We start from the raw sequence: 15,810 nt of genomic DNA, 5'->3' as shown, positions 1-15,810 counted from the left end.
CCCTACTCCTCATCCCTCCAGTTTTGCCTTTCTGAGGAGATTGCCCCAAGCTCGAGCAAGGGGTGGTTGAACATCCGTTCGATACGGAGTTTGCTCGCTGTCCCATGGCCAGGAAACAGCAGGATATTCTCATCGAGGCTCATCAGGCGGGTCCAGATCGATTTCAGCAGCAGGGCCTGCTCACGATACCCCTCGGTTGAGCCGACCCTTCCGCACATCAGGGTATCCCCGGTAAAGAGCGCATGGTCGATCTTGTAGACCATGCTGTCCAGGCTGTGGCCAGGGACATGGATTACCTCCACCTCAAGCTCGGAGAGGGTGAGGACCTGGTGGTCGCTGATGGGTTTTACCGGATACTCGTAGGAGGAGAATGCTGAGGCGTAGATGGTCGGGTTGTAGATCTTCATCAACGTCCCCAGCCCAGCTGTATGGGCCTGGTGGCGATGGGTGAGCAGCACATGCTTGAGCTTGAACTCATTGCTCTCTATGAGATGGATGAGCTCTGTATCCACATGGCCTGGGTCGATGAGGATGGCTTCACTTCCTTTTTCCGAACCTATGAGGTAGGTATTGCAGAAACCCACGACAGAGAAGTGCTGGTATATCCTCAATGGTGTGCCTCCGAGTAGTTGGAGTAACGGAAGTCAACCCTACGCTGGTCGGTGTGGAGAAAGTCCGCTTTCTTGAGGTTGCAGTCCACAAACTTGGTATCCCGAAGATAGCTGGTACCAAAGTTGGAGAAGTAGAGGTCACAATCGCTGAAGTCACAATACAGGGTGTCTATGCCGACAAAGTTTGTATGGTTGATCACCGAGCCGCTGAAGTCACAGTCCAGCATCTTGCTCCCTGAGAAGATTGAGTACCTGCTGGTTATCTCATTGAAGTGGCAGCCCTCAAACAGGCAGAAGTCGAAAAAGCTGGTGATGAAGGTGCATCGGGAGAAGTCGATGTTCCTGAAGGTGCACCATGCCATGTTGGAGGATATGAAAGCCTTCTTGGGTATGGTCAGGTTTTCAAACTCCCCTCCGGTAAGGGAGAGGTCCAGGATATCCTGTTCCCCAAGCAGTGCATCGGTGCAGTGGAGGAGAAGCTCATCCTGATTCGGGCTGTGGTGAAAGCAGAAGGGCCCTTCTTCACAGATATATGCATGGCACTGGGGGTGGGCGCAGGTCTTGAAGTTAAACATAGGATAACAGTATCAAATACAAGCTGGTTGTCAAGCATAGGATTTGCTTGTACAGTGCTTTTAGGAGCAAAAATGGAGCAATACGTAGGGAGTGTAACCAGAGGGATCAACAACATCTACACGGTAGTGGATGGAGAGAAGAGCTACCTCTGTCGCATAAAAGGCAAGCAACTCTCCTCTGTTACCAACGAGTACAACCCGTTGGCAGTGGGTGATAGGGTCTCCTTTGTCATTACAGGAACCTCAGAGGGGCTCATCCTCGATAGGCTTGAGCGTACCAACTGCTTCCAGCGTTGGAACATCAAGGGAAACAGCAACCAGACCGTGGTAGCCAACATGGATATGATCGTCTGTGTCTGCAGTGCCGACTCCCCCCCATTCCGCCCCAGATTCATCGACCGTGTCATCGCCTGCAGCTTTGATGTCGAGGTGATGATCGTCATGAACAAGAGTGACATACTGCTTACCGAGGATGAGTTTGAGCGCTTTTCCCTCTACCACAAGCTGGGATATACCATCAGGGGGGTAAGTGCAATAACCGGAGACGGGCTGCCTGAATTTGTTGAGCTCCTGAAGGGGAAGACGGTTGCATTCATCGGCCAGAGCGGGGTAGGCAAGTCCACCCTGATAAACAGGATCCTTGATGTCGACCAGAGAATTGGGGATATTTCGGAAAAGTATAACCGTGGCAAGCATACCACCAACTACTCGCTGCTCATCAAGGGACCCGACTTTACCCTCGTCGATACCCCCGGCGTCAGGGAGATTTTTGTACCCCATGGGGATCCCCAGAGGATTGCAAACTCGTTCCCTGAATTTACAGAACCTTCCAAGATCTGCTCCTATGACCACTGCCTGCACAACGATGAACCCGATTGCGAGGTGAAACGGCTGGTTGAAGAGGGGAAGATTCACCATGACCGCTACGAAAGCTATCTGAGGATGCTCGCCTCCCTCGATGACAAGGCTCCCCAGTGGATGGGCAAGAGCGACCAGAGCCGCGAGCGATACAGAAATATGGACAAGCATGAACAAGAAGAGTATTGAGGACCTGGGGTTTCTCCAGGTACTGAAGAAGATACAGGACTGTGCCCTCAGCCAGGATGGAGTAGGGCATCTCGCCTCCCTCGGGTTTCTTGCTGAGCAGGAAGCCTTGCTAGACCGTCAGGCTAAGGTAGCAGCTTTTGTATCGCTGCTCGGGAGGTCCGACCTCCCTTCCCCCTCCCATTTTGCCGATATCGGGCAGGCGATGGCGACCTTGGAGAATCCCCTGCTCTCTCTTGATGGGCCGCTCTTGGTAGCCTTGGCCAGCTATATCCAAAGTGGCGAGATGTTCCTGCACTACTGCAACCAGGGGCAGGAAAGCCTGGAACCTATTCAGGGACTCCTGGGTTGTGAGATTGAGCCCAAGCTCCTCCACCTGGTCCAGAGCATCCATTCGATACTCGATGAAGGAGGGCAGGTCAAGGAGAGCCATCCTGCCATTCGTTCCTTGCGGAAGCAGGTTGAACAGGCCAAGGGTGAGCGCTCCCGCTTCACAAGCGACTTCATCCGGACAAATAGCGCCGTGGTGCAGAGCGACCAGGGCGCCTTCCGTGACGGCAGGCTGGTCATCCCTGTACGAAACGACCGTCGCACCGAGGTCCCGGGTTTCATCAGCAGCAGTTCCTCCTCTGGCAGTACCGTCTTCATGGAACCGTTCCGTCTGGTGGAGATGAACAATGCCGTGGTCATGGCTGAAAACCAGATCCTCATCGAGATAGCAAAACTGCTCTCCCTGCTCGATGGACAAGCCAGGGCTTGCAAGTGGGAATTGCAGACCTTGCGCCAGAAGGTAGGCCAGGCTGACGCCCTCTTTGCCTGTGCCAAGTATAGTTTCGACCACCACGCCATCAAGGTCGATATAGCCAGCGACACCTGTTCCCTCATCGAGGCACGCCACCCCCTATTGGGCAAGAAAGCGGTGCCCATCACCGTGATGCTCGATGAAAAGGTCCGTTCCGTGGTAATTTCCGGTCCCAATGCCGGAGGAAAGACGGTCACCATCAAGACCGTTGGGCTCATGACATTAATGAACCAGTTCTGCGGCTTCATCCCTGCAAAGGAGGGTAGTTCCCTACCTCTGTTTGACGAGGTATTCACCGACATCGGTGACGAGCAGAGCATTGAGGAGGAACTCTCCACCTTTAGCGGCCACATGAAGCAGGTCGGCTACATCCTACGCAACATGACAAGCCGTTCCCTGGTCATCATGGATGAGCTGGGTAGCGGCACCGACCCTGTTGAGGGGGCCGCCCTAGCCAGGGCCACCCTTGAATACTGCCTGAAAATGGCCAAGCTGACGTTGGTTACCAGCCATCATGGGGTACTGAAGCAGTTTGCCTATGCCAAGGAGAGTGTGATAAACGCATCGATGGAGTTCGATGAGGATACCCACCTACCCACCTTTCGGGTCATCAATGGCATTCCAGGCGACAGCCACGCCCTCGATACTGCCAAGGCGATGCACCTTCCCGTCGAGGTATTGGAGAAGGCCCAGCAATACCTGGGCAGTGAGGCTGTACAGATCGGGGAGATCATCAAGGGCCTTGAGAGAAGGAAACGGGAGGCAGATGCCCATGAGGAGAAGCTCCGCCAGCGCCACTACCATCTGCAGCAGCAGGTCAAGCAGGTCGAGCTGAAGGAGCTCAAGCTCAGGCAGGATGAACTCATCCTCAAGCAGGAGCAGTCGAGTGAGCTCTCCCGTTTCATGCGTGAAAAGCGTAGGGAACTGGAGCACCTGGTTGCTGAGCTTCGTAGTGGCGAGATCACCCGTGAGAAAACCCTCCAGGTCAAGGGATTTGTGAACTCCCTGCAGGAGAAGCAGGAACTTGTTGAAGCCCAGATCGAAAGTGAACTGCAGGTTCTGCCCCTCTCCCATGCTTCCTCGATTGAATTCCATCCCAACATGGATGTGCTCTGTACCAGTGCCAGACGGGAAGGGAGGATCATCCGCAAGGCTGCAAAAGGCAAGTGGGTGGTAGCGGTGGGGACTATGAAGTTTACCCTCCCTGAGAGTGAACTCTCCCTTCCGAACAAGACCGACAAAAAGGTCCAGGTACTCTACCAAAGCAGTTCTCCCCCTCCCAAGATGACCCTTGATGTACGGGGTCTGACCTTGGAGGAGGCCCTCTCTGCCTTGGATATCCAGATCGAGAGCGCCCTGGTCCACGGATTCACCACCTTTTCCATCATCCATGGCTATGGGGATGGCATCCTCAGCAGGGGGATAGGGGAGTACCTGAAAAACCATCAGCGGGTTACCGATTATCGGTTTGCCCTTCCCGAGGATGGAGGAATGGGCAAGACCTATGTGTTTTTCTAGCAGGCAGGGGCTTAGCCCTTGTCTTTTTTTGTCCTATCTGGTATTTACTAGATTAGTAATTTAGTAAATAGAGTATTTGTTGGAGCGAAAATGAAACTTGATCGCAAACACCTGAAAGAGCAGTACAGAGAAGCCAAGGCCCCTATGGGTTGTTTTTCCCTACAATGCACAGCTACCTCGGAAATGTTCATAGGATGTGCAAAAAACCTAGAGACTGCCAAAAACTCCCTCCTGTTCAGGCTCTCTGTTGGGGCTTTGCTCAATGAACCTGAACTTCAGAGGTTGTATGGACTCTATGGACCGGACCAGTTTACCTTCTCCGTCCTTGAAAGTCTGGCGTACGATGAGCACGATGAGTCCAAGGAGTATGGCAAGGATCTGGAGGCCCTCCTTAGCCTCTGCCTTGAGACATACCCTAAAGCAAAGGAGATACATATATGAACATCCCCACAACCCTCAAACACAAGCCGGTTATGGTAGTCGAGAACTACAGTGAAGTTGATGGACGCAATGCGAACAATGGCGATGCTCAAGGCCTTTCCATCGGTCTGGCACAATGGAATGAACGGGGTAGCGTGGAGGCTTCGGCCAAAGTGTGGCGCCATACCGGTGAGAAGTGGTCCCGCCAGAGCGAGGAGTTGCCATTGAACCGTGTCCTTGACCTTGCTATCCTGGTTTGCAGGACCAGCCTCTATTTCCAGGATGCCTATCGCTTTCCTTTGTACTATGACCCTAAGAACCCCAAGATCGACAGGATAGGGATGCAGGGAGAGGCCATGACCGTCGAGGTATGCACGGACAATCCCTTCATAGATACAGACATTCGCCTCCTGGCTGATGCCCTGGGGAAGGACGGGGAGTTGCTGGGTGAACGGTTCAGGGTCCTTTCGGCCCTGCTGAAGGATATGGGGTATTGAACTGGTCGGGGATTTGTTGCTAACTTGGCGTTGGCGTGGTACGATTTTTCCATAAGGAGCCTACTATGTCTGATTATATGAATGGAACTGGTGTCCAATACCATCTGCATATCAAAGAGAGTGATGTCGGCAGGTATGTCATTCTTCCCGGGGACCCCAAGCGCGTCCCTCTTATAGCCCAGTATCTTGATGATGCCCATCCCGTCGCTGACAACCGCGAATATGTGACCTATACCGGAACGCTCGAAGGGGAGAAGGTCTCCGTTACCTCTACAGGAATCGGTGGACCCTCAGCCTCCATAGCGATGGAGGAGCTGTACAAGTGTGGCAGCGATACCTTCATCCGAATGGGGACCTGCGGAGGCATTGCCCTGGAGGTCGTTGGAGGTGATGTGGTCATCGCCACCGGTGCTGTCCGTATGGAGGGTACAAGCCGAGAATATGCACCCATCGAGTTTCCCGCTGTCGCCCATTTCGATGTGGTTACCGCCCTTGTGCAGGCAGCAAGACAACTGGGAAACAGGAGCCACACAGGGGTAGTGCAGTGCAAGGACTCCTTCTACGGCCAGCACGACCCTTCTGTGATGCCTGTATCCTACGAGCTCATCAACAAGTGGGAGGCGTGGAAGCGTCTTGGTGTCCTTGCAAGTGAGATGGAGAGTGCTGCCCTGTTTGTGGTGGCCGCCCATCTGGGTGTCCGTTGCGGCAGTGCCTTCTTTGTGGTGGGTAACCAGGAGAGGGAACTGTTGGGTATGGACAATCCCAAGTTCCATGACACCGACTCTGCCATCAAGGTGGCAGTTCAGGGGGTACGTAACCTCATCCTAAGCGATAGGGCCTAATAGGTCCTCACTCTTTCTGGAGGCTCCCCGATGGGGAGCTTTTTGCTTGGAGGATGGTCCGCAGTGTAAGGGTAGTGGGTAGTGGTCCTTGTTTGCCCAGGGAGGAGAAGCAGCAGCTTTTGTGGTACGCTTCATAGTGTGCGCACAGAGGGTACTCTTTCCCATATTTTGGCAGATGGTGGCCTATGCTGCCAAACTGCTGCAAAAGCAGATCCTCAGTCGGGATGCTTTCGATCGAGCACTCTCTTGGGAAGAGGCCCTGCAGGGAGGCCCCCTTTGCAATGTATACCAGAAGGTCGAGTTGGTTTGGCAAGAGGGAGTAGTCTAGGATGGATCCCCCTTGCTGTTCCAGGGCGAGGTAGAGTTTCAGCAGGAGCTTGTTTGCCCTATTGCAGTCCGAATATAACGGGTTCTTGCTGTAGAGACGGATTCGGTAGAACATCTCTCTCCTCCTTGCATTAGGAGGGATGATGTATGCACAATCGCTTCAATCTGCGTAGAAGGATACACCCATGTCCAGCAATGCTTGTTTGCTGGAAGCAAGGAGTTTGTCAAGGTTCTCTCCTTGTTCAGCCAGGATGAGGGCCTCGATGGAAAAAATCTCTAGGCCCTGCTTCTCGTACTCGCTCTGTAGTGGCTGGTTGGGGAAATTCCCAAGGTCGAGGGAGAATCGAATAGCCTGGATATCCTGGGTCAGGTCCTCGCTTTTCACTACCAGCGATGTTTCAGTCTGGAGGTTCCAGATGCGGATGATTCCTCTCGTAGGTTGGGAGGAGAATAGGTGCGTGTTGTTCATGGTCTGCAAACTATAGGGAAAAAATGCGGTTCTGTACACCTCATTGCTGGTTGGCAGGGGTAATCATGGGACGAAAACCTATGATTGGCTTGCAATTTTTCTCGCATTGGCCAATACTTGCTATCGTTTGCCCCCTGGTGCAAGGGTTTTTCGTTTGTTGCATATTTAGAGAGAATCCTTTATCATAATTCAGATATTACAAGGTAGGAATTCAGATGGCTCAACAAATTCAGGATTTGGTCGCTTCCATCCGTAAGGATGGGATAGAAGCTGCCCAGAAAGAGGCGTCGCAACTTATTGCCGATGCTAAAGCCCAGGCTGACGAGATAGTCTCCTCGGGACGCAAACGTGCTTCCCAACTCATTGATGAAGCTCAGAAAGAGATTGATGTCCGTGACCAGAGTGCCCGCGCCAGTCTCCATCAGGCTAGCAGGGATGTCCAGCTCTCCCTGAAAAAGGCCATCCAGGCCCAGCTTGATCTTCTGCTTGTGGAAAAGATCGAAAAGGCTTTTGATTCTGATGCCGTGGTTGCCCTCATTGGAACCATTGTGGAAAGGCTCTCTGACGGTGCGGCGAAGGAAGTCCAGCTCAGCGAGAAGGATTTCAAAAAACTTGCTGCATCCTTGAAGAGTGCCCTCTCCGATAAGATCAAGGAAGGCCTTGAGATCAAGGCGGTCCCTACTGTGACTACCGGTTTCCGTATTGCAGAAAAAGACGGTTCTGGTTTCTATGACTTCAGTGCAGAGGAAACGGCAAGCCTTATGGCCCCATTCCTTTCGCCAGCAATTGCCGAAATCGTCTTCGCCCAAACGAAGTAAGGAGCAGAGATGGCTTCCTATTACTATCTTGTAGCGACACTTCCTATGCTGCGCTACGATGGTCAGCTCCCTTTCGATACACCCTCTTTTCTTGCTTTGTGCAAACAGCAGGTGAGCCCTTCTGACTATAGGCATCTCTCTGATGCTGTCCATGGAAGCTCCTCATCCCATCCTTTCTTGAAAAAATGGCAGAAGTTTTCTTCCATGGTAAAAAAAGAGCTGAACGACCAGCGAAGCAAGAAGCTTGGCCTACCAGGTGCAAAGTACCGCAATGATGGGGAAAAAGAGTACCGTATCAGTGAGGCTGTTCGCCAGGCACTGTCAAACGAGAATGCTTTGGAAGCAGAAATAACCCTCCTTGCACTCAAATGGAAATATCTTGATGAACTGGCAAGTTTGCACCTCTTCGATATTGAAGGGTTGCTCTCCTATGCCATCAAGCTGCAGCTGCTCGAGCGCAAGAGTCTCTTTACCAAGGAGGAGGGCAATGCTGAATTCAAGCGCCTCTTCTCCAATTTACAGTCAGAAATAGCTAATACGTAGTGGAGTTGGATATGGCAAATACAAGTGGACGTGTTATTGGCGTCAACGGCAATATGGTTTCAGTGGAATTTGATAGCGCCATCTCGAAGAACGAAGTAGGGTACATCTGCTTAGGTGACATCCGTCTCAAAGGCGAGGTCATCAAGATCAACAAGAATGTGGCATCGCTTCAGGTTTTTGAGATGACTGAAGGGATCAGTGTCGGGGACGCTGTTGAGTTCTCCCACGAGATGCTGAGCGTCGAGCTCGGGCCTGGGCTGCTGCAGCAGATCTATGACGGCTTGCAGAACCCTCTTCCCGAACTGGCCGCCCAGTGTGGCTTCTTCCTGCAAAGGGGGGTCTACCTCGACCCGATCCCCAACCAGGATTGGGAGTTTACCCCTACCGCCAAGGTTGGGGACATCCTCAGGCCTGCCGATACCTTTGGCACGGTTCCCGAGGGTCTGTTTACCCACCAGATCATGATCCCCTTCTCATTCGCACCAGTCGATTGGAAAGTGGTCTCCATCAACAAGAAGGGCACCTACAATGTCAGGTCCCATGTTGCGACCGTCGAGGACCCCAAGGGGAACAGGCGGGAACTCTCCATGGTATTCACCTGGCCGGTAAAACGTGCCATCAAGAATTATGAGGAGCGCCTCCGCCCCGATGAGACCCTGGTTACCAAGATCAGGATCATCGACACCTTCCTGCCTGTGGCAAAGGGTGGTACCTACTGTACCCCTGGACCCTTTGGCGCAGGAAAGACGGTATTGCAGCACATGACCAGCCGAAACGCTGATGTTGATATTGTCATCATCGCCGCTTGTGGCGAGCGTGCAGGTGAGGTCGTTGAGGTCCTCAAGGAGTTCCCAGAGCTCACCGACCCCAAGACCGGTCGTTCCCTCATGGAGCGTACCATCATCATCTGCAACACCTCTTCGATGCCAGTAGCAAGCCGTGAGGCATCTGTATACACAGCGGTGACAATGGCAGAGTACTATCGCCAGATGGGACTCAACGTCCTGTTGCTTGCTGACTCCACCTCCCGCTGGGCCCAGGCCATGCGTGAAATGAGTGGCCGTCTTGAGGAGATCCCTGGTGAAGAAGCCTTCCCTGCCTACCTGGAGAGCCGTATCGCAGAGTTCTACGAACGGGCTGGAAAGGTCAGGCTCAAGGATGGACGGATCGGGTCGGTAACCATCGGCGGAACAGTCAGCCCTGCCGGAGGAAACTTTGAGGAACCCGTTACCCAAGCTACGCTGAAGGTCGTCGGGGCTTTCCATGGCTTGAGCCGTGAACGCAGTGATGCCCGAAAGTATCCTGCCATCGACCCCCTTGGCTCCTGGTCAAAATACGGGGGAGTCATTGCCGTCAACAAGGTAGAGTATGCACGCTCGATTCTTTTCAGAGGAAGCGAGATCAACCAGATGATGAAGGTAGTCGGCGAGGAGGGAACCTCCATTGCTGACTATGTTGTCTACCAGAAGAGTGAGCTCATCGATTCCTGCTATCTGCAACAGAACTCCTTCGACCCAGTTGACTCCTCAGTATCGGTCGAAAGACAGAGGCATGTGTTTGCCCTGCTGTTCAGGGTCCTTGCATCCCGCTTTGAGCTGGAAAACAAGAAACAGGTACGCTCCTTCTTCAATACGGTAAGGCAGAAGTTCCTCGACTGGAACAATGAAGAGTTCAACAGTGAACGGTTCGCCCAGATAGAGGGGGAGATCATAACTCTCTATAAGGGCAAGTTTGTCCAGTACGATCCTGTTGCCGAGAAGTTGATGTAAGGGGTAGATGATGCAAAAAGTATATTCTAAAATTGAATCGATCGTAGGAAACGTCATAACTGTCCGCGCAACCGGCGTAAGCAACGGTGACTTGGCCATCGTGAACTCCTCACAGGGCGAAAGCTATGCAAACGTCATCAAGCTTGATCGGGACCTTGTTTCCCTACAGATATTTGCAGGAGCTCAGGGTGTCTCCACTGGAGACCAGATCCGCTTCCTGGGTGTCCCGATGCGGGTCTCCTACAGTGAGAACCTCCTTGGCCGCATCTTTGACGGTACTGGCAAACCCCGTGACAAGGGCCCTGCCCTGACCGAGAACATGATCGCCATCGGGGGTCCTGCAGTTAACCCTGCAAAGAGGATCATTCCCCGGAACATGATCAGGACCGGAATTCCGATGATCGATGTGTTCAACACCCTAGTAGAGAGCCAGAAGCTTCCGATCTTCTCGGTAAGTGGAGAGCCCTACAATCCCCTGTTGGCACGCATTGCCATGCAGGCTGAGGTTGACCTCATCATCCTCGGGGGCATGGGCCTGAAATATGACGACTACCTCTTTTTCAAGGATACCTTGGAAAGCAGTGGTGCCATGAGCCGTACCATCATGTTTGTCCACACTGCAAGTGACCCAACGGTCGAGTGCATGCTTGTCCCCGACTTGGCCCTTGCTGTTGCAGAACGGTTCGCCCTTGACGGGAAGAAGGTTCTGGTACTGCTGACCGACATGACCAACTTTGCTGACTCCATGAAAGAGATGGCCATTACCATGGACCAGGTCCCTTCCAACCGAGGCTATCCGGGAGATCTCTACTCCTCCCTTGCTTCCCGGTATGAGAAGGCTGTTGACTTTGAAGGTGCAGGCTCCCTTACCATCCTTGCTGTCACCACGATGCCAGGCGATGACGTGACTCACCCGGTTCCTGACAACACCGGCTACATCACCGAGGGACAGTACTACCTCAAGGGGGGAAGGATCGAGCCGTTTGGTTCACTTTCCCGCCTGAAGCAGCAGGTCAACAAGGATACCCGTGATGACCACCGTGCCCTGATGGACGGTATGATCAAGCTTTTTTCCTCCTACAAGGAGTCCGTGGAAAAGAAGTCCATGGGTTTCATGATGACCGAGTGGGATGAGAAGTTGCTCAAGTACGGGCACCTGTTCGAGAGCAAGCTGATGGACCTCTCTGTCAACATCCCCCTTGAGCAGGCTTTGGATTTGGGCTGGGAGATCCTGGCCGAGTGTTTTGAACCGAATGAGACAGGTTTGAAGAGCGATCTGATTCTCAACCGTTGGCCGAACAAATCGGTTGACTAAGGGGGAGCGATGGCCGTCAAACTGACGAAAAACGAGCAGAAGCTGCAAAAGGACCGCCTGAAGCAGTATCAGCGTTATCTGCCCACCCTGCTGCTGAAGAAACAACAGCTGCAGATGGTGATACGGCAGATAGAGGCTGAAGTAGCTCTTATGCGCCAAAAACAAAAGCAGCTTGTTGAGGCAATGCAGGTGTGGATTGCTGTCTTCAATGAGAATACTGCGTTTGCAGAGGCATTTGACCTTGAGAACTTGGTGAAGATTGATAGGATAGAGAAGGCTGTGGGCAATATTGCAGGGGTATCCATCCCTGTATTCAAGGCCCTTACATTCTTTCCCATAACCTATGATCTTGACGACTACCCCTTGTGGGTCGACCAGGCTCTGGAAAGCCTTAGGGATGTATCCCGCTTTGATGCCTTGATCTCCACCCTTGAACAACAGGTGAGCCTGCTGGGCAAGGAGTTGAGGACAACCAGCCAGAGGGTCAACCTGTTCGAGAAGGTGAAGATTCCTGAGGCCAAGGAGAATATCCGCAAGATTGGCATCTATTTGGGGGACCAGCAGACCGCTGCTGTCGTTCGCGGTAAGATTGCCAAGAAAAAATTGGTAAAGGAGGCCTGAGATGATCGTTCCCATGAAAAAAGTATCTGTCATTGTACAGGCCCACAACAAGCATTCGATGCTGAAGGCCCTCCGCAAGGAAGGGGTGATGCACATCTATACCGAACAAGTCCGCACGGAAAAGAGTGATGACCTGAAGAAACGGTATGACGAGCTTGTGCACATCAAGAATGCACTCTTTGACCTCTCTGGTGGCAAACCCTCGCAGGAGCAAAAAGCTGTTTCCGAAGAGGTCTTTGTAGAACTTCACGACAGGTACCACGAGCTATTTGCCAAGAAAGTAGAGCTTGAGGAAGAGATCGCCAAGGACAATGCAGCCATAGAGGAGCTGCGAGCCTGGGGAGATTTCAACCCCGAGGATATCGCCCAGCTACAGGGACAAGGGGTTTCCCTTGCCTTCTATACCATCTCCAAGAAGGACCTCAAGGCCCTGGAAGGGAAGGTCCAATATCTTGAACTTGCTCCGGTAGGACCCATGCAGGCGATAGCCGTAGTGAATTCTGAGTTGGATAGTAGTGTCGGGGCAACCAGGTTTATCCTTCCCGAGCTCGGGTTGGCTTCTTTACAGGAACGCAATGCCTTTGATAGGCAGTGCCTTGTCGAGATAGAGGCCGACCTCAAGGAGGGCATTGCCTATCTTGATGCCTATCAGCAACGGCTGAATCGGTCGGAGCAAGAGATGCGGTACGACCAGGTTGCAGCTGCCTCCGAAGGCGGGGATGACCTGTGCTGGATCACCGGTTTCCTACCGGCACCTGAAGAGAAGGCCTTTAGCAGCTTTGCATCCAACCAAGGGTGGGGCTATCTTATCGAGGATCCCAGTGACGAGGACAATCCTCCGACCCAGATCAAGTACAAGAAGGGGACCGGAATCATCAAGCCGGTGTTTGACATACTGGGAACCGTGCCGGGCTATCGTGAAAACGATATCAGCCTCTGGTTCCTGCTGTTCTTCACACTCTTCTTCTCCATGATCATCGGTGATGCTGGGTATGGCCTGATATTCCTGCTTGCGGCAGTCGGGCTGCACCTCAAGGCGAAGAAGGCCAATACGATGGTATTGCTTCTCTATGTGTTGAGTGTGGCCACCATGGTCTGGGGCTCCCTTACCGGTACCTGGTTTGGTTCTAAAACGATCCTGGAATCGGTTCCTTTCCTGCAGAAACTGGTGATCCCATCCATATCCAACTATCCTGAACTCTTTGGTCTGGATGCGGTAAGTGCACAGAATCAGGTGATGAGGTTCTGCTTCATCATCGGGACAGTACAGCTATCCCTCGCTTGTGTGCTGAACATCGTGCATAAGGTTCCGAACAAGAACTTGAGCCTGTTTGCTGATCTCGGCTGGATGATAGATGTACTTGCCCTCTATTTTGTTGTTCTGCAACTGGTAGTGGGCCAGCCACTGCAGGCTCCCATCATCGTAGGGGCTCTTGTTGTCGGCTTCTTGCTTGTGGTGGTGTTCGGCGCACAAGGTCCTGGAATTCCCTTTGGTAAGGGACTTGCTTCGGGTCTTGGAGGCTTCTTCACTACATTCCTCAATACCATCAGCTGCTTTTCGAACATCATGAGCTATATCAGGCTGTTTGCTGTAGGTATGGCCTCTGTCGCCATAGCCCAGAGCTTCAACAGCATGGCAAGTGGCATGATGAGCGGATTTGCCGTGGTTGCTGGGGTCCTTGTCCTGATAGTCGGCCACTCCCTCAACCTGGTGATGGGCCTGCTCTCTGTCGTAGTACATGGTGTACGATTGAACCTTTTGGAATTTTCCGGACAACTCGGTATGGAGTGGACTGGAATCTCATATGAACCGTTCTCACAGACGGTCAAAGAAAACTGAATCGTTGTTTGGATACAACTAAGGAGAAAAAAATGGCTAATTTGGAATTTATTGGAATGGCTTGTGCGCTATCCCTTTCAGCCCTGGGTTCTGGTCTAGGTGCAGGTGTTGCCGCTCAGGCAGCAGTTGGTGGATGGAAGAAGTGTTATGCGAACGGTAAGCCCGCTCCCTTTATCATGGTCGCGTTTGCTGGTGCTCCTCTTACTCAGACCATCTATGGCTTCCTGCTCATGAATTTCATTGCTGCAGCTATTGCTGCCGGTGCTTCTTCGATGCTTGCCCTGGGTGTCGGTGTCTTCGGTGGCCTGGCCATCGGTCTCTCCGCCTGGATGCAGGGAAAGACCTCTGCCTGTGCTTGTGATGCCCTTGCAGAGACCGGAAAGGGTACAGCAAACTACTTTATCGTCATTGGTATTGTTGAGACTGTAGCACTCTTTACCTTGGTCTTCAGCTTGCTTGCCCTGCAATAAGCAGCTACCGAACAACGGTTCTCATACACCAGAGAGCACTCCCGTCAGGGGGTGCTCTCTGGTGTGTAGAAAGGAAATGTACCCTTCAGAGCTGAAGGGGCTTGCTTTTCGAACAAGAACCTGGTTTGCCCATTCAGATGGGGAGTGCTTGCACACCGTACCTTCCTGCATTTGTCTTGAGGTATCTATATGTACCTAGGGTAACTACGCACCAAAGTTCCTGAAGAGAATGGTTAATTCACACTAAAATAGTGGGTTATGCAATTGACTATTTGCCTGTAGGGGCTTACATTGAGAGTATACCCCCAAGGGGTATAAGGAGCGGCGTATGATGTTTGTACCCTTATTGCTTGTGATCCTGCTTGGGTACCTGGTACTCCACGGAGGCGAAGGCACAAGAGGACATGTTTCCAAAACACATGAACGTTCTGCCTTGGATATTCTCAAAAAGAGGTATGCAGAGGGGACTCTCTCACAAGAGGAGTTTCTTCGCATGAAAGAAGAGCTCAGCAAAGAAGAGTAGGAGGCTAGCATATGCATGGGTATTACATGGGTTTCCGTGGGTCCCCACGGTTTGGTGGCTTTGGCTGTCTGAACTATGTGGGTTCCCCTGTAGGTTTTTGGCTTATGGCTGCCATGATGGTCCTTGTGGCGTTGGCAGTCGTCTTGATTTTGGTGGCTTTGCTTAAACGACACAAACATGGTCTGCTGGAATCTGAGGCTTTGGCGATCATCAAGCGCCGCTATGCCAATGGCGAGATCACCTCTGAAGAGTTTCAAAGGATGAAGAAAGAGCTGAGGTAGGAGCTGGCTTTGGTCTGTGTTGGTCTTTGGGCTCAAGAGTTGGTACAGTCAGGAGAGAGGTTCTTATCGGTACCGCTTCTCCAGATCCAACAGGGCAAGCTTGAATTCAAGGCCTCCTGCATACCCAACCAGTGTCCCATCCTTTCCAATTACCCGGTGGCAGGGGATGATGATGCCGATCTTGTTTCTGTTGTTTGCCATTCCCACAGCCCTGAAGGCCTTGGGATTTTCAATCTCGAGGGCGATGTCTGCATAGGAGCAGGTTTCTCCGTATGGAATACGCAAGAGGGCATTCCATACCTTTTGTTGGAAAGGGGAGCCTTTGGTACTCAGGGGGACGGTGAAGACCTTCCTTTTGCCAGCAAAGTATTCATCAAGCTCAAGTTTTGTTTTGTCAAAGAGCTGAAGTGTCTGGCCCCGTGTCGTGAGCTTGTCCCCAAAGTCCAGACCTGTGAGGGCTTGTCCATCACTTTGCAAGGTAATGGGCCCAAAGGGTGAATCGTATCTTGTAACGTAGCTGTCCAT

Annotated in this window: 19 protein-coding genes; 14 read left to right on the top strand and 5 right to left on the bottom strand. The window is 52.4% G+C overall.

Features of this window, described 5'->3' with window-relative positions; all coding sequences use genetic code 11:
* Nucleotides 1-2: 2 nt before the first annotated feature.
* Nucleotides 3-611, bottom strand: coding sequence for an MBL fold metallo-hydrolase (locus tag ROJ03_RS03390; protein ID WP_313725581.1), 609 nt, complete (start codon nt 609-611; stop codon nt 3-5).
* Complete coding sequence (locus tag ROJ03_RS03385; RefSeq protein WP_313725580.1) at nt 608-1,186, bottom strand: pentapeptide repeat-containing protein; 579 nt, start codon at nt 1,184-1,186, stop codon at nt 608-610. Before ROJ03_RS03385 ends, ROJ03_RS03390 begins: the two co-directional genes overlap by 4 nt.
* A gap of 72 nt (nt 1,187-1,258) precedes the next feature.
* Here ROJ03_RS03385 and rsgA point away from each other — a divergent pair, with 72 nt between their 5' ends.
* The 5 genes from rsgA to udp all read left to right on the top strand — a co-directional run bounded on the left by rsgA (nt 1,259) and on the right by udp (nt 6,309).
* Nucleotides 1,259-2,233, top strand: coding sequence for a ribosome small subunit-dependent GTPase A (gene rsgA, locus ROJ03_RS03380; RefSeq protein ID WP_313725579.1), 975 nt, complete (start codon nt 1,259-1,261; stop codon nt 2,231-2,233).
* Nucleotides 2,214-4,550, top strand: coding sequence for an endonuclease MutS2 (locus ROJ03_RS03375; RefSeq protein ID WP_313725578.1), 2,337 nt, complete (start codon nt 2,214-2,216; stop codon nt 4,548-4,550). The genes rsgA and ROJ03_RS03375 overlap by 20 nt, the downstream gene beginning before the upstream one ends.
* Nucleotides 4,551-4,640: 90 nt before the next feature.
* A complete protein-coding gene (locus ROJ03_RS03370; protein ID WP_313725577.1) occupies nt 4,641-4,991 on the top strand; it encodes a GIY-YIG nuclease family protein in 351 nt (116 codons plus the stop codon).
* Nucleotides 4,988-5,467: a DUF6530 family protein gene (locus ROJ03_RS03365; RefSeq protein WP_313725576.1), complete on the top strand. Its 480-nt coding sequence runs from the start codon at nt 4,988-4,990 to the stop codon at nt 5,465-5,467. Before ROJ03_RS03370 ends, ROJ03_RS03365 begins: the two co-directional genes overlap by 4 nt.
* Nucleotides 5,468-5,532: 65 nt before the next feature.
* The gene (gene udp, locus ROJ03_RS03360; protein WP_313725575.1) at nt 5,533-6,309 is read left to right on the top strand and encodes a uridine phosphorylase; all 777 of its coding nucleotides are present in this window, start codon (nt 5,533-5,535) and stop codon (nt 6,307-6,309) included.
* Nucleotides 6,310-6,316: 7 nt separating this feature from the next.
* Here the strand turns inward: udp and ROJ03_RS03355 are convergent, their stop codons facing one another.
* Together ROJ03_RS03355 and ROJ03_RS03350 are read right to left on the bottom strand one after the other, a co-directional pair.
* Nucleotides 6,317-6,751, bottom strand: coding sequence for a hypothetical protein (locus tag ROJ03_RS03355; RefSeq protein ID WP_313725574.1), 435 nt, complete (start codon nt 6,749-6,751; stop codon nt 6,317-6,319).
* A 45-nt stretch (nt 6,752-6,796) separates the two neighbouring features.
* Nucleotides 6,797-7,105: a hypothetical protein gene (locus tag ROJ03_RS03350; protein WP_313725573.1), complete on the bottom strand. Its 309-nt coding sequence runs from the start codon at nt 7,103-7,105 to the stop codon at nt 6,797-6,799.
* A gap of 215 nt (nt 7,106-7,320) precedes the next feature.
* Here ROJ03_RS03350 and ROJ03_RS03345 point away from each other — a divergent pair, with 215 nt between their 5' ends.
* The 9 genes from ROJ03_RS03345 to ROJ03_RS03305 all read left to right on the top strand — a co-directional run bounded on the left by ROJ03_RS03345 (nt 7,321) and on the right by ROJ03_RS03305 (nt 15,285).
* Nucleotides 7,321-7,923 carry a V-type ATP synthase subunit E gene (locus ROJ03_RS03345; protein ID WP_313725572.1) on the top strand — a complete coding sequence of 201 codons (603 nt, stop codon included), beginning with the start codon at nt 7,321-7,323 and terminating at the stop codon, nt 7,921-7,923.
* A 9-nt stretch (nt 7,924-7,932) separates the two neighbouring features.
* The gene (locus ROJ03_RS03340; protein ID WP_313725571.1) at nt 7,933-8,466 is read left to right on the top strand and encodes a DUF2764 family protein; all 534 of its coding nucleotides are present in this window, start codon (nt 7,933-7,935) and stop codon (nt 8,464-8,466) included.
* Between the two features lie 11 nt (nt 8,467-8,477).
* Nucleotides 8,478-10,235 (top strand): V-type ATP synthase subunit A, encoded by a 1,758-nt coding sequence (locus ROJ03_RS03335; protein ID WP_313725570.1) that lies wholly within the window; start codon nt 8,478-8,480, stop codon nt 10,233-10,235.
* Nucleotides 10,236-10,245: 10 nt separating this feature from the next.
* Nucleotides 10,246-11,550, top strand: a complete 1,305-nt coding sequence (locus ROJ03_RS03330; RefSeq protein WP_313725569.1) for a V-type ATP synthase subunit B — start codon at nt 10,246-10,248, stop codon at nt 11,548-11,550.
* A 9-nt stretch (nt 11,551-11,559) separates the two neighbouring features.
* On the top strand, nt 11,560-12,171 hold the full coding sequence (locus tag ROJ03_RS03325) for a V-type ATP synthase subunit D (RefSeq protein ID WP_313725568.1): 612 nt from the start codon (nt 11,560-11,562) through the stop codon (nt 12,169-12,171).
* A gap of 1 nt (nt 12,172) precedes the next feature.
* On the top strand, nt 12,173-14,011 hold the full coding sequence (locus ROJ03_RS03320) for an ATPase (protein WP_313725567.1): 1,839 nt from the start codon (nt 12,173-12,175) through the stop codon (nt 14,009-14,011).
* Nucleotides 14,012-14,043: 32 nt separating this feature from the next.
* Complete coding sequence (locus ROJ03_RS03315) at nt 14,044-14,481, top strand: V-type ATP synthase subunit K (protein WP_313725566.1); 438 nt, start codon at nt 14,044-14,046, stop codon at nt 14,479-14,481.
* Between the two features lie 328 nt (nt 14,482-14,809).
* On the top strand, nt 14,810-15,004 hold the full coding sequence (locus tag ROJ03_RS03310) for an SHOCT domain-containing protein (protein ID WP_313725565.1): 195 nt from the start codon (nt 14,810-14,812) through the stop codon (nt 15,002-15,004).
* Nucleotides 15,005-15,015: 11 nt separating this feature from the next.
* Nucleotides 15,016-15,285 carry an SHOCT domain-containing protein gene (locus tag ROJ03_RS03305; RefSeq protein WP_313725564.1) on the top strand — a complete coding sequence of 90 codons (270 nt, stop codon included), beginning with the start codon at nt 15,016-15,018 and terminating at the stop codon, nt 15,283-15,285.
* Between the two features lie 63 nt (nt 15,286-15,348).
* Here ROJ03_RS03305 and ROJ03_RS03300 read toward each other — a convergent pair whose 3' ends face one another.
* Complete coding sequence (locus ROJ03_RS03300; RefSeq protein ID WP_313725563.1) at nt 15,349-15,810, bottom strand: methylated-DNA--[protein]-cysteine S-methyltransferase; 462 nt, start codon at nt 15,808-15,810, stop codon at nt 15,349-15,351.

This window comes from Sphaerochaeta sp. PS, from assembly GCF_032144095.1.
Lineage (GTDB): Bacteria > Spirochaetota > Spirochaetia > Sphaerochaetales > Sphaerochaetaceae > Sphaerochaeta.
This window is presented reverse-complemented; position numbering and strand designations above follow the sequence as displayed.

Coding starts and splice junctions, on each gene's coding strand:
- ROJ03_RS03385 (WP_313725580.1), bottom strand. CDS start 1,186: ATGTTTAACTTCAAGACCTGCGCCCACCCCCAGTGCCATGCATATATC.
- rsgA (WP_313725579.1), top strand. CDS start 1,259: ATGGAGCAATACGTAGGGAGTGTAACCAGAGGGATCAACAACATCTAC.
- ROJ03_RS03375 (WP_313725578.1), top strand. CDS start 2,214: ATGAACAAGAAGAGTATTGAGGACCTGGGGTTTCTCCAGGTACTGAAG.
- ROJ03_RS03370 (WP_313725577.1), top strand. CDS start 4,641: ATGAAACTTGATCGCAAACACCTGAAAGAGCAGTACAGAGAAGCCAAG.
- ROJ03_RS03365 (WP_313725576.1), top strand. CDS start 4,988: ATGAACATCCCCACAACCCTCAAACACAAGCCGGTTATGGTAGTCGAG.
- udp (WP_313725575.1), top strand. CDS start 5,533: ATGTCTGATTATATGAATGGAACTGGTGTCCAATACCATCTGCATATC.
- ROJ03_RS03355 (WP_313725574.1), bottom strand. CDS start 6,751: ATGTTCTACCGAATCCGTCTCTACAGCAAGAACCCGTTATATTCGGAC.
- ROJ03_RS03350 (WP_313725573.1), bottom strand. CDS start 7,105: ATGAACAACACGCACCTATTCTCCTCCCAACCTACGAGAGGAATCATC.
- ROJ03_RS03345 (WP_313725572.1), top strand. CDS start 7,321: ATGGCTCAACAAATTCAGGATTTGGTCGCTTCCATCCGTAAGGATGGG.
- ROJ03_RS03340 (WP_313725571.1), top strand. CDS start 7,933: ATGGCTTCCTATTACTATCTTGTAGCGACACTTCCTATGCTGCGCTAC.
- ROJ03_RS03335 (WP_313725570.1), top strand. CDS start 8,478: ATGGCAAATACAAGTGGACGTGTTATTGGCGTCAACGGCAATATGGTT.
- ROJ03_RS03330 (WP_313725569.1), top strand. CDS start 10,246: ATGCAAAAAGTATATTCTAAAATTGAATCGATCGTAGGAAACGTCATA.
- ROJ03_RS03325 (WP_313725568.1), top strand. CDS start 11,560: ATGGCCGTCAAACTGACGAAAAACGAGCAGAAGCTGCAAAAGGACCGC.
- ROJ03_RS03320 (WP_313725567.1), top strand. CDS start 12,173: ATGATCGTTCCCATGAAAAAAGTATCTGTCATTGTACAGGCCCACAAC.
- ROJ03_RS03315 (WP_313725566.1), top strand. CDS start 14,044: ATGGCTAATTTGGAATTTATTGGAATGGCTTGTGCGCTATCCCTTTCA.
- ROJ03_RS03310 (WP_313725565.1), top strand. CDS start 14,810: ATGATGTTTGTACCCTTATTGCTTGTGATCCTGCTTGGGTACCTGGTA.
- ROJ03_RS03305 (WP_313725564.1), top strand. CDS start 15,016: ATGCATGGGTATTACATGGGTTTCCGTGGGTCCCCACGGTTTGGTGGC.
- ROJ03_RS03300 (WP_313725563.1), bottom strand. CDS start 15,810: ATGGACAGCTACGTTACAAGATACGATTCACCCTTTGGGCCCATTACC.